This is a genomic window from Chloroflexota bacterium, assembly GCA_016875875.1.
Lineage (GTDB): Bacteria > Chloroflexota > Dehalococcoidia > GIF9 > UBA5629 > 9FT-COMBO-48-23.
The window spans coordinates 142,754-154,353 of sequence record VGOP01000005.1; the positions used below are offsets into that span (position 1 = coordinate 142,754).

The following is an 11,600-nucleotide window of genomic DNA, read 5'->3' on the forward strand; positions in this document are numbered from 1 at the left end:
ATGCGAGTCGGAATTGGGTATGATGTACATACGCTAGTACCGGGGCGCAAGCTGATTCTAGGTGGAGTGAAGATTCCGTTTGATAAAGGGCTCTCAGGCCATAGTGATGCTGATGTGTTGACACATGCCGTAATGGACGCTCTGCTTGGTGCTGCAGGGCTCCGAGATATTGGCAGCCAGTTTCCATCTGAAGACCCTAAATATAATAATATTTCCAGCCTGGTTTTGCTGGACGAGGTTAATAAGCTGCTCAAGGCGAAAGGTTTTAGAGTTGTAAATGTTGATGCGGTTGTTGTTGCTGAGCAACCTAAAATATCGCCTTTTGTTGAGGACATGCGTGGTCGCATCGGTCGGACTCTGGGAGTTGATTTAGGGCAGGTTATGGTCAAGGCAACTACCACTGATGGCTTGGGTTTTGCTGGCAGGAGAGAGGGGATAGCTGCTTATGCCGTAGCTCTGGTGGACGAGTTATGAAGTTCATTAGGAACATCAGGAAGGATGTACAAGCGGTCTTTGAGCATGACCCGGCAGCGAGGAACGTTTTCGAGGTCTTTTTCGCCTACCCCGGCTTTCATGCCCGGCAGTTTCATCGCCTGGCTCATACTCTCTGGAACTGGCGTGTTCCCTTTTTCCCTCGCCTGATTTCGCACCTCGGTCGTTTTTTCACCGGAATTGAGATTCACCCCGGAGCTAAAATCGGGGAGGGCTTTTTTATTGACCATGGTATGGGGGTTGTAATCGGGGAGACATCTGAGATTGGCGACAATGTTGCCGTGTACCAGGGAGTTACTCTGGGTGGCACGAGCTTATTGAAAAAGAAGCGACATCCCACTCTGGGCAACAACGTGGTTGTGGGCGCCGGGTCGAAGCTTATTGGAGCCATCACCATCGGTGACAATGTAAAGGTCGGCGCTGGTTCTGTGGTGATAACTTCGGTGCCAGCTAATGCCACTGTTGTCGGTGTGCCCGGTCGAGTGGTTGAAATCCGCAATCCTGATACCGATACCGTGGAGAAATTGCCTGACCCGGTTTGGGAAAAGCTTGAGAGTCTGGAAAAAAAGGTTGCTGAGCTGGAGAAAGCTTTGAAGGATAAGCGGCCTAAGACCAGGACGGCTGCTAAACGTTCACCTCGGAGAAACTAGATGAAAGTATTTAATACGCTGTCGGGGCAGAAAGAAGAGTTCCGTCCCAAGGGGAAAGCGGTTAACATTTATGTCTGCGGAGTCACCGTCTATGATGATTGCCATATCGGGCATGCCATGAGCTATGTGCTATTCGATGTCATCCGGCGCTATCTCGAGTTCAAGGGTTATAAGGTGAAGCATGTCCAAAACTTTACTGATATTGATGACAAGATAATAAATCGGGCCAACCAGTTGGGGGTTTCGTCATCGGAGCTGGCTGAGAAATATATTGACGAATATTTCAAGGATATGGATGCTTTGAACATAAAGCGAGCCCATGTTTATCCCAAGGCGACTGAGGAGGTACCCAAGATAATCGAAGTGATACAGGGCTTGATAACCAAGGGATATGCCTATGAGTCCGATGGCAGTGTCTATTTTCGAGTGAAAAAATTTCCCGGCTACGGCAAGCTGTCTCATCAAGCTCTAGATGACATGATATCCCGGGGTTCTGCTGAGGAGGGCGAGAAAGAGTACCCGCTGGACTTTGCCGTATGGAAGGCAGCCAAACCGGGCGAACCTTTCTGGCCAAGTCCCTGGGGTCAGGGCAGACCGGGATGGCATATAGAGTGCAGCGCTATGGCGTTGAAATACCTGGGCAAAAGCCTTGATATTCATGGTGGTGGCCAGGACCTTATCTTCCCTCACCACGAGAATGAGATAACCCAGTCAGAAAGCTTCACCGGGGTGGCACCCTTTGTCAGGTACTGGCTGCATAATGGGCTGTTGCAATTGGGCGAGAATAAGATGAGCAAGTCTCTGGGTAACCTGATAACTGTAAAACAAGCCCTGGAGCGCTGCAGCCCCGATGCCATTCGCCTATTTATTCTCGGCTCCCATTACCGCAGTCCGCTGACTTATAGTGAAGAGACGCTGAAAGCTGCCGAGACTGGCATGGAGAGGCTGCGACAGGTTATCAGGGAGGAAGGAAAGGTTGGCGGCAAGGCTGTGCTTGATGCTGAGCCGTTAAAGCGCCGGTTTGCCGACAGCATGAATGATGACTTCAACACCGCCCAGGCGGTGGCAGTGCTTTTTGACTTGGCTCGAGAGATCAACCGGGCGCGTGAAGAGGAATACGATGTAACCGGTGCTCTGAATGCCTTGACAGAATTGGCTGGGGTGCTCGGTTTCACGCTGGAGGAGCCGGCGAGGCCGCCGCTTGAGGCTGAACCTTTCGTGGCACTTCTAAGCGAACTCAGTCATGAGTTTCGTCTGGCACCAAGGCACGACCCTACGATGAAAGTCGAGCAGCTTATTCAGCTACTGATTGAGACCCGTGAAGAGTTACGCCAAGCCAAACAATGGCAACTGGCTGATATGGTACGGCAGCGTCTAAGCGACCTGGGAGTGGCTCTGGAGGATACGCCCCAGGGCACAGTGTGGAAGCGGATATTATAGCTCTCCCTCTGTCATTCTGAGCGAATCGAAGAATCTCGTCCAAGGTCAAGTCCACGAGCTGATTTTTTGTGACCTGCAATAGAGGGAAACAGCAGTTTGCCTTTTCTATGCTAATAGATTACTCCAAACAGCTGCTCCCCACAAAGCACCTATGAACGCAAATAACACTCCGAGCACTATTGCCACGGCACCCAAAACAGTACTACCCCTGACAATACCTATGACTCCAAATGCTAGTGCGACCGCACCAAAAATAATTGGGAAGAAACCCAATGACAAAACTGCGAACACAACCCCTAAAGCGCCGAAGATTGTACCTCGTCGTTGTTGCTCATAACTACGTGATTGTTGTATTTGCTGTTGATTGACTGGCGGCGGTTGTGTTTGCTGTATCGGCCAGTTTAGAGACGCTCCACAATTGCCGCAGAACCTCGCCCCAAAAGCAACTGTAACTCCGCAGCTAGGACACTGGTACCACTGCTGCATCTTACCAACTCCTGCCTATTTGCTCTCGACCGTACGCTAGGACTTAATTCCGTGGCTCAAGCGCTTCTTTAACCCAAACCCCGTCTTGAACCCACCTTCTTATCGTTCGCCTCAATTCTATGCAATTGCGGCATAGCTTAGTTCCCTTCCTCTTCCTGCGCGACTTAAATTTCCTGGTGCAAAACTCACATTCGTACCAAATCTCAGCCATCTCAAGCTCCTGTTTATTTAAACCACTACTGTGTGTCTAGCACAATCATAGATCATGCTAAACAGAATTACAATACCCTGTCTGACATCCCAGCCAAAGCCACGAGGTTTTAGCCTCGTGGCTACACCGGTTTGTGGGCGTAGTTAGATGGTGACAACCCTACCGGTGTTGTTGAAGAAGAAATTGTCGCCGAACTCCTGAAACAACCTGGCTGCTGCCGGCAGCCCGGTGCAGTGGGATACGCCGATTTTCTCAACCCCCAGCCTCTTTAGTTCGGCAATAGTAAGGTCTAATTGTTCCCTGGAAGCATGCATAAGGTGAGTCCCGCCGATGACCATGTGTACGCGCTCCACGCTGGTTATTTTCCGGGCATGATGTATCGTGTTTATCATGCCCCTGTGCCCGCAGCCTAAAATGACCACCAATCCCATCTCAGCTTTGACGATGAGGGCGAGGTCATCCTTTAGCGGGTCGGGGCGAAGCTTGCCGCTTTCCTTTACAAGGAGCTCGGAGTCAATCTTCTCGTATTCAGTGTGCATAGGTATTTCGCCGGTGGTGACGATGTTATCGGTAAGCCAGACCGGCTTCTCGACAAGCTTGAAGGAAGCCCCCCAGTTCTCCAGCGCTTCTCTAGGATAAGGTATACCTGCATATTGCTCCTGCTTGCTGAAGGTGCGAGAGTACTTGGCAGCCCAGATGTCAGGGTGAGCGATTACCTCGATGTTCTTTCTCATTATGTTCAGCACATGGCGAAAGCCGCCGGTATGGTCGCGATGTCCGTGGCTTAAGACTAGCTTGTCGACTTCAGATAAGTTTATGCCCAGTAGAGCCGCGTTATGTGTGACAGATATATCCAGCCCTGTATCCAGCAGGACTTTATAGTTGTCTACTTCTACCAGAACGCTCAATCCCCACTCGGCCAGCAGCCCAACTCTGCCGGCAGTGTTCTCGGTCAATGTGGTAAGTTTAATCTGCATTCTATTTCAACTCACCTCCAGCTTTATTTCTTGTCCCACCTTTACGCCCAGAAAGGCGGCGGCATTACCGCTTTTGAGTGATATTTCCAGGTAGTCGCTGCTGCCGATGATGGCTGCCAGGCCTTCTTTCTCGGCGTAGAACTGGCTTATGCCGTGTATTTGCTTGTTGCCGATGGCTACAGTAATTTGCTCTCCCGGCAAATCGCTGCTCCTGATATTGGTAATCAGGTTACCGAAATTATCTATGTGAAGGACACGGCCGATTAAGTCCCCCTGGGCATTATGGTATGGTCGGGGTATGGTGAAGGCATAAACATGACTCAGGCTGTCTCCGAATTTGTACATAGGCACACCCAGGGAGAGATGGGCGCCAACTGGAGCGAAAATGTCCCGCCCGTGAAAGGTGGTGCTAACTGGCTTATGCCAGAAATCCGGGTTGGTGATAGCCATTGCCTCAAGCCTGGCTCCGAGTTTTCTTGGCTCGGGTTTGATGGCTGTTTGAGAAGCCGGCTTAGCCGGCGTCTTGTCCAGCTCGTCTACTATGTAGCTCAGTATGCCGTTATCCGGCGCCACAAAAAAGTTTGTCGAAGTTTTCAGTATGATGGCTTTCCGCTGGCTGCCGACGCCCGGGTCAACTACGGCCAGATGTATTGTGCCTTCAGGGAAATAATGGTAGGCGGTGCTGAGAATGAAGGCTGCCTGTAGCACATTCTGTGGCTCGATAGAGTGGCAGATGTCAACGATGACCGCCTTCGGGTTGATGGTCAGTATTACCCCCTTCATACTGGCCACGTAAGCATCACCGGCGCCGAAATCGGTGGTCAAAGTGATGACCGAAGCCATGCTGCCTTTCTGCCGCTGTTGCTAGGCACTGGCGTAGACAACCCAGATGGAAATGATTACGAACAGAATAGTTAAGGCGATAGTGAACTGGAACAGGCTTTTTTCCACGCCCCGCCGTGTCCGGTAGACGGCATCTGGCTGCCCGAATATGCCTCCCAGCCCGCCGCCGCGCACCTGCAGCGTAATTACGATAATTAAGGCTGCAGCTACCACAATCTGGGCAATAAGTAGATAATTAAACATTCTATTTCCCTCCGAGCTTATGTAGCAGGATTTCCTTTGCCGTGGCGGGATTCGCCCGCCCTTTGCTGGCTTTCATCACCTGGCCGATTAGAAACGCCAGCGCCTGCTCCTTCCCTGACGCATAATCAGAGACCGCCTGGCTGTTGGCGGCTATCACCTCGGCCACTATTTTCTCGATTTCCTCCGAGCTGCTTATCTGGCTCAATCCCTTCTCAGCTACGATGTCGCCGGCCTTCTTGCCGCTGGTGAACATCTCCTCAAAGACCGCCTTGGCTGTCGGACCGCTGAGAACCCCTTTATCGGCTAAGTCCAGCATCTCCGTCAGATGCTTCGGGCTGACCCTGGTATCTTCGATGCTGGTATTGGTGGCGTTGAGCATTCGGAGAAAGTCCCCCAGCAGCCAGTTGCTTACCGTCTTTGCCTTCTTAGGCAGGTCGGCTCCGTTTGAAGAGCCAACCAATTTAATGCAGTCCTCGAAATAGTTAGCCATGGCTTTGGATTCCACCAGCAGGTTAGCATCATACAGTGGCAGCCTGTACTGAGACATGAAGCGGTCCCGCCTGGCGTCGGGCAGCTCGGGCAGGCGAGCTTTGATTTCCTCCACCCATTTCTGGCTGAAGACCATTGGTGGCAAGTCGGGCTCCGGAAAGTAGCGGTAATCGTGTGCATATTCCTTGCTTCGCTGGCTCACGGTTATGCCTTTCGGCTCCACCCAACCGCGTGTCTCCTGTGTAAGTTTACCGCCTTTTTCCAGCACCTCGTGCTGGCGTTTAGCTTCGTAGTCCAGCGCCCGGTAGACAGCTTTAAAGCTGTTCATGTTCTTGACCTCTACCTTGGACAGATACTCCGTGGTACCCCTGGGGCGTATACTGATATTGGCATCGCACCTGAAGCTGCCCTCCTCCATATTGCCTGTGGACACGCCCAGGTACTGGAGAATAGTGCGCAGCTTCATCAGGTAGTGCCTGGCCTCCTCCGGCGAGCTGATATCCGGCTCGCTGACGATTTCCATCAGCGGCACGCCGGAGCGGTTGACGTCCACCAGGCTGTAAGTCTCGCCCTCCGGCGAAGTGCAGTGAGTCAGCTTGGCCACATCCTCCTCCAGGTGAACGCGTGTAATGCCGATTTTCTTTTTGTTGCCGTCGAGGTCAATATTCAACCAGCCCTGCTTACTCATAGGCGCGTCGTACTGTGAAATTTGATAGCCCTTCATCAAGTCGGGGTAAGGATAATTCTTGCGGTCGAACTTGGCATGTTCGGCGATGGTGCAGTTAAGGGCTAACGCGGTCATCACCGTATATTCTATCGCCTTCTCGTTGATTGTGGGCAGCACGCCTGGCATACCCAGGCATATGGGGCAGACGTGAGTGTTGGGCGGAGCGCTGGCATAGTCAGAGCTGCAGGAGCAGAACATCTTGCTCTTGGTCAGCAGCTGGGCATGCACTTCCAGCCCGATGATAATCTCATAGTCCACGACTGGTTAGTATAGCAGTCCAGGTTCCACGAGGCAAACGAATAACGGCCGCGTGAGACGCAATATTAAACAAAATGACGAAAAGTGTGATAAATCTAGCCAAGTATGTATTGAAACACAAAACTATAATTGCTATTATAAACAGTAGGAAGAAGTGAGAGAAATGAAGTCAACTCATAGTTTTATAGATTTGTTCTGCGGTATTGGCGGATTTAGAATTGCTGCTGAAAGTCTGGGGTGGGATTGCGTTTACTCGTGCGACATAGACAAAGAAGTTCAACGAACTTACGAAGCTAATTTCGGTGAGAAGCCAACTGGAGATATCAAGCAAGTAGACGAGAATTCTATACCTGACCACGATGTGTTATTTGCGGGTTTCCCTTGTCAACCTTTTAGCATAATCGGTTCAATGAATGGTATGAGTGATACGAGGGGAACGCTATTCTTTGATATCGCTAGAATCCTAAAAGCGAAACAACCGTCTTGGTTTGTTTTGGAAAACGTAAAGCAATTAGTCGGGAACGATAAGGGGAAAACGCTTAAACGCATCTTGTCAATAACGATGTCTTTGGGCTACGAAGTAGACTGGAGAATATTAAATGCCCTTGATTTTGGATTGCCTCAAAAAAGAGAGAGGGTTTTCATTGTTGGAAACAACAAGAAGATTCCATTTCAGTTTCCGCAAGGCGGTTATCAAATGAAACCTCTTTCGGAAATACTTGAGGAGTCAGTCCCAACTAAATATTACGTGTCAGAATCGATGCGACAAAAACGGCGTTCTTCTCACGAAAGCAAATTCTACCCATCTATTTGGCACGAAAACAAGGCAGGGCATATAAGTTCATATCCATACTCCTGTGCTTTGAGGGCGAATGCTTCATATAATTACCTTCTAGTAAATGGAGAAAGAAGACTGACTCCACGAGAGCAATTAAGATTGCAGGGATTCCCTGATTGGTTTATGCCCATAAGCAATGACTCTGAAATTAGAAGGCAAACCGGTAATGCGGTAGCGGTACCGGTCGTGAAAGCGATTGTTCAGCAAATAGTAATGGCTGAAGAGAACGTTAATGAATATGAGACCTCGCATAAGGAGAAGGCAGCGAGCAGAGCCGCCCTATCCCTTGAACCAATTCCCTCATGATTTTGCCTTTTTAGTTGGCAAGCAGATAATCTATATGCTTGCCACTAAAGCGCAACCGAGCTTAGAAGGTTCTGAGTGGGAACAAGTATTCGCCAATGCTATAAACGGCGAATGGAAACCTAGTCCAGTAGGTCTGGATGATATTGTAAAAGGCAACTGCGCTTGGGGCGCAAAATCGGTTAAGAACATTCATCCATTTACCGCTTCGAGCGTAAGACTTATATCCGGCAGAAACAATCCTGAGTATTCGTTTGGCTTTATTGCAGATAATGATAATGACATTGGCAAACAAGTGCTGGATATATGGAACGCACGCGTTGACGAAATCCGCAATAAATATGCACACGCACGTAATGTTGTTTTGATTAAGGGCTTGGATTGGTCTGAATATGCGATTTTTGAATTAGAAACGTTGCGATACCAACCAGAGCTTTACCAATGGAGAAGAAATAGAAATAATAATCTTGAGGGTCATGATAAGGAAAGCGGAAATCACCGTTTCACTTGGCAGCGTCACGGCTCGCAATTCACAATAATAGAAGATGTCCCTGCTGAGAGACTGAAAATGCGTATTCGTATTCCTCCTGTTTCGAGCATTGACCAGTTATTAGACGCGATAGGTTTCGACTCGAGTTGGGTTCAAGTAGTGCAATAGTCGTGGATAAAGTCTCAGTATCGAAACGAAGCGAGATAATGAGAGCGGTAAAAAGCCGCGATTCAAAGATAGAGCACGACTTCAGCAGAGAATTGTGGCGGCAGGGTTTCAGATACAGGAAAAACGCTTCTGAATACTACGGGAAACCCGATATTGTACTGAAAAAATATAAAACGGTGATATTTGTTGATTCCTGTTTTTGGCATGGTTGTCCTGAACATTTGAGAATGCCATCCTCTCGGCAAGAATATTGGAACAATAAAATTAGGAAAAACAGAAAAAGGGACTTAGCAGTCAATGAATACTACAAGAATATGGGGTGGGTGGTTATCAGGATATGGGAGCATGATTTGAAAAATAACGCAGATGAAGTGGCTGACAGAACGGTAATTTCGCTGCGTATGTTAGCCAAAACCTCGTCTGATAGCAGAAAGACCACTGACATCAGGAATATCGCCCGGTTGTAACTTGTCCAACTTATCATTGAGCGGCTCCTGTTTTCCAGCAAATAAGTCAACCGCACTTTTCACTGCACATCGGCGTTCTGGAGCACAATTGCACGATTCTGACAAATGTGCAGTTAGCTGACCTAGCATGTGGGATGGGACATGTATCACGCGCCCACCTGACACATAGCAAAGCAGCAGTAATAGCTAGGTCTTGACATGGTCGATTATCACCGTGTAGTATTCTTTCGGAATCGACTCGACCGCAAATAACCGGAGTTCTAGAAAATGAATCTCCGACCTGACGAAATAGATTTCGCATATAAATTCCTCTCTGATCGAGAATCATACCACAATCATAAAGAACAGATGACGTATGTTGGTTTCTTGATTGAAACAGCGTTTTTCGCAGCCATCATGACATTCAACTGGAGGGAGGCTCTTGCATGTCCTCAGTGGATGCTCGTTCTTATCATCCCATTTTGGGTGTCTATACATGTTTTTGTTAGATGGCAGCTTCGCCTCCGCCGATTTGCTGCCCTGCAGGTCGCTGCGGTTCTTAGCGTAATATTAAAGAATCTGACCCAAGTCCACGAGGGAAAGACGAAAGGTAACAATCTGCCTGGCAAAGATAAAGGTGGTAATGTTAGTGGATCAAACAGACGGACGTATCCTGCCTGGATTGACTTCTTGATTCCGTGCCCATCCGCACATATTTACTCTGACATAGGCCTTAAAAGCTATCCAACGTGGTACCAAGAACAATTCAAGGATGCAGCTAATCGTGGGACTGGTGCTATGCACGGCGAACACTTAGTAACTTGGAGCAGTTGGCTCATTCTTATCTTTATGATTCTCAGATTAACGCTATTATGATAGCGGCGGCTTGGTTGAACAATAACTCAAATTGTTAAGCATAGTTAGTTTGCGTTGCATGATAATTGTGGCTTGTGCAACACTCATGAAGAAGTGTTGTAACTTCTGCGAACCATCCTAAAGTGAGACACACGGGTTTGACACCATGCGCGATTGCACTATAAGATTCATGATAATCTGTGGACCCCTTTTGTAGTCTTACTTGCCCTGCATATCTATCAGGGGATTCGAAAGCCGGCTTAAAAGGAGAGTCACGTTATGCGGAAAATAAGATTGGGTGCTGGCTCCGGGTGGGCACCATCAGATCCATTGCCGGCATTGGAATTGGTAGACAAGGGACAGGTTGATTATCTGGGGTTTGACCAGTTAGCCGAGCTTACCATGGCTGTACTCCAGATAACAAAGGCAAGAGACCCTAAAAGAGGTTATGTCTGGCAGCATATCATAGATGGCATGAAGCTTATACTGCCACCCGCCCATAAAAAGGGCATGAGGATAATCACCAACGGTGGCGGAGTTAATTGTGAGGAAGCAGCCAACCAGGTATTGAACATTGCTAAAGAGAAGGGGCTGGCTGATTTGAAGGTAGGCATTGTAAGGGGTGATGATGTGTTGAATAAACTCGAGGACTGCAGGAAAAAGGGGTGGAAATTTAACAACCTGGATAATGGTGAAGAAGATATAGACCGTATAAGAGACCGCATTGTCTCCGCCCATGCATATATAGGCTCGGATGGGATTATCGGTGCCCTTGGCGAGGGAGCCAATGTGGTCATAACAGGTAGGGTTTCGGATAATGCTCTTTTTGTAGCGCCTATTATGCATGAGTTTGGCTGGGAGTTTGCAGAGCCTTACTGGGACCTTATCGGTGCTGCGGTGACTGTAGGCCATATAATCGAGTGTGCTAGCTGGTGCTGCGGGCAAAACTCGGTTTTATGGGAGAAGGTACCCAAACCCTGGGCCATAGGCTATCCCATAGCCGAGTTCTACGAGGATGGCACTGCTATTATTACCAAGGTGCCCGGGACCGGCGGGATGGTAAACGAGTGGACTGTTAAAGAGCAACTGGTATATGAAGTCCACGACCCCAGAAATTATGTTATGCCCGATGGTATAGCTGATATGACCACGCTTATGCTTGAAGACCTGGGCGATGACAGAGTGCGGGTGGCAAATATGACCGGTAAACCCAGACCTGATACGCTGAAAGTGCAGATTGGCTACTCGGATGGGTATATTGCGGAAAACTTGACGGTCATAAGTGCTCCCAAAGCCTTAAGCAAGGCAAAGAGGATGGAAGAAGTAGGTTGGGAGAGGCTAAAGCAAATGGGATTGAAACGTGAAAACTTGGAGGTGAGGATTGATTATATCGGAGTGAACTCATTGTTGGGGCCTGTTGTGCCGATTCCAGACGAAGACTCGATAAATGAGATTGGCTTCAGGGTGGCTGCTAAAGCCAAAACGGCGGCTGAGGCGCAAATGATAGTATCTGCGTTCGCTGTGCTCACCGGCACGCCCGTAGGTGTAGGATTCTCGGCTCCGCGTCAGCCCAGGCCTGTAATTGCCCTCTGGCCAACGCTCATACCGCGGGAAGAGGTGCTGATAGATTTTGTTGTGCGGGAGGTGAGTTAGCGTGCCCAAGGTGTTACTTAGAGAACTCGCC

12 protein-coding genes are annotated in these 11,600 nt (G+C 49.1%); 8 read left to right on the top strand and 4 right to left on the bottom strand.

All coding sequences use genetic code 11. The annotated features are described in order from the left end of the window. Genes FJ023_05440 through FJ023_05450 form a run of 3 tightly spaced genes read left to right on the top strand, consistent with a single transcriptional unit; the run spans position 1 to position 2,582 of the window. Positions 1-474 carry a 2-C-methyl-D-erythritol 2,4-cyclodiphosphate synthase gene (locus FJ023_05440; GenBank protein ID MBM4446780.1) on the top strand — a complete coding sequence of 158 codons (474 nt, stop codon included), beginning with the start codon at positions 1-3 and terminating at the stop codon, positions 472-474. Next, entirely contained in the window at positions 471-1,142 is a 672-nt protein-coding gene (cysE, locus tag FJ023_05445) for a serine O-acetyltransferase (protein ID MBM4446781.1), read from the top strand. The genes FJ023_05440 and cysE overlap by 4 nt, the downstream gene beginning before the upstream one ends. Further along, complete coding sequence (locus tag FJ023_05450; protein ID MBM4446782.1) at positions 1,143-2,582, top strand: cysteine--tRNA ligase; 1,440 nt, start codon at positions 1,143-1,145, stop codon at positions 2,580-2,582. It begins immediately after the preceding gene. A gap of 840 nt (positions 2,583-3,422) precedes the next feature. Here the strand turns inward: FJ023_05450 and FJ023_05455 are convergent. The 4 genes from FJ023_05455 to gatB are packed head-to-tail and all read right to left on the bottom strand — an operon-like array spanning position 3,423 to position 6,816. Further along, the gene (locus FJ023_05455) at positions 3,423-4,256 is read right to left on the bottom strand and encodes an MBL fold metallo-hydrolase (protein ID MBM4446783.1); all 834 of its coding nucleotides are present in this window, start codon (positions 4,254-4,256) and stop codon (positions 3,423-3,425) included. 6 nt (positions 4,257-4,262) lie between these two features. Beyond that, positions 4,263-5,099 (bottom strand): SAM-dependent chlorinase/fluorinase, encoded by an 837-nt coding sequence (locus FJ023_05460; GenBank protein ID MBM4446784.1) that lies wholly within the window; start codon positions 5,097-5,099, stop codon positions 4,263-4,265. A 21-nt stretch (positions 5,100-5,120) separates the two neighbouring features. After that, complete coding sequence (secG, locus tag FJ023_05465; protein ID MBM4446785.1) at positions 5,121-5,342, bottom strand: preprotein translocase subunit SecG; 222 nt, start codon at positions 5,340-5,342, stop codon at positions 5,121-5,123. 1 nt (position 5,343) lies between these two features. Further along, positions 5,344-6,816, bottom strand: a complete 1,473-nt coding sequence (gatB, locus tag FJ023_05470) for an Asp-tRNA(Asn)/Glu-tRNA(Gln) amidotransferase subunit GatB (GenBank protein ID MBM4446786.1) — start codon at positions 6,814-6,816, stop codon at positions 5,344-5,346. Positions 6,817-6,979: 163 nt separating this feature from the next. On the opposite strand from gatB, the gene dcm reads away from it, so the two are divergent. The 5 genes from dcm (at position 6,980) to FJ023_05495 (ending at position 11,569) form a co-directional block, all read left to right on the top strand. Continuing rightward, positions 6,980-7,960 (top strand): DNA (cytosine-5-)-methyltransferase, encoded by a 981-nt coding sequence (dcm, locus tag FJ023_05475; protein MBM4446787.1) that lies wholly within the window; start codon positions 6,980-6,982, stop codon positions 7,958-7,960. Further along, positions 7,893-8,615 (top strand): hypothetical protein, encoded by a 723-nt coding sequence (locus FJ023_05480; GenBank protein MBM4446788.1) that lies wholly within the window; start codon positions 7,893-7,895, stop codon positions 8,613-8,615. The genes dcm and FJ023_05480 overlap by 68 nt, the downstream gene beginning before the upstream one ends. A 38-nt stretch (positions 8,616-8,653) precedes the next feature. After that, entirely contained in the window at positions 8,654-9,082 is a 429-nt protein-coding gene (locus FJ023_05485; protein MBM4446789.1) for a very short patch repair endonuclease, read from the top strand. Positions 9,083-9,430: 348 nt separating this feature from the next. Continuing rightward, the gene (locus FJ023_05490; protein ID MBM4446790.1) at positions 9,431-9,937 is read left to right on the top strand and encodes a hypothetical protein; all 507 of its coding nucleotides are present in this window, start codon (positions 9,431-9,433) and stop codon (positions 9,935-9,937) included. 258 nt (positions 9,938-10,195) lie between these two features. Further along, the gene (locus FJ023_05495; protein MBM4446791.1) at positions 10,196-11,569 is read left to right on the top strand and encodes a DUF1446 domain-containing protein; all 1,374 of its coding nucleotides are present in this window, start codon (positions 10,196-10,198) and stop codon (positions 11,567-11,569) included. Positions 11,570-11,600: the final 31 nt, after the last annotated feature.

What these genes read in the sequence shown, in the direction of transcription:
- FJ023_05440 (MBM4446780.1), top strand. Translation starts at nt 1, where the DNA reads ATGCGAGTCGGAATTGGGTATGATGTACATACGCTAGTACCGGGGCGC.
- cysE (MBM4446781.1), top strand. Translation starts at nt 471, where the DNA reads ATGAAGTTCATTAGGAACATCAGGAAGGATGTACAAGCGGTCTTTGAG.
- FJ023_05450 (MBM4446782.1), top strand. Translation starts at nt 1,143, where the DNA reads ATGAAAGTATTTAATACGCTGTCGGGGCAGAAAGAAGAGTTCCGTCCC.
- FJ023_05455 (MBM4446783.1), bottom strand. Translation starts at nt 4,256, where the DNA reads ATGCAGATTAAACTTACCACATTGACCGAGAACACTGCCGGCAGAGTT.
- FJ023_05460 (MBM4446784.1), bottom strand. Translation starts at nt 5,099, where the DNA reads ATGGCTTCGGTCATCACTTTGACCACCGATTTCGGCGCCGGTGATGCT.
- secG (MBM4446785.1), bottom strand. Translation starts at nt 5,342, where the DNA reads ATGTTTAATTATCTACTTATTGCCCAGATTGTGGTAGCTGCAGCCTTA.
- dcm (MBM4446787.1), top strand. Translation starts at nt 6,980, where the DNA reads ATGAAGTCAACTCATAGTTTTATAGATTTGTTCTGCGGTATTGGCGGA.
- FJ023_05480 (MBM4446788.1), top strand. Translation starts at nt 7,893, where the DNA reads ATGAGACCTCGCATAAGGAGAAGGCAGCGAGCAGAGCCGCCCTATCCC.
- FJ023_05485 (MBM4446789.1), top strand. Translation starts at nt 8,654, where the DNA reads ATGAGAGCGGTAAAAAGCCGCGATTCAAAGATAGAGCACGACTTCAGC.
- FJ023_05490 (MBM4446790.1), top strand. Translation starts at nt 9,431, where the DNA reads ATGACGTATGTTGGTTTCTTGATTGAAACAGCGTTTTTCGCAGCCATC.
- FJ023_05495 (MBM4446791.1), top strand. Translation starts at nt 10,196, where the DNA reads ATGCGGAAAATAAGATTGGGTGCTGGCTCCGGGTGGGCACCATCAGAT.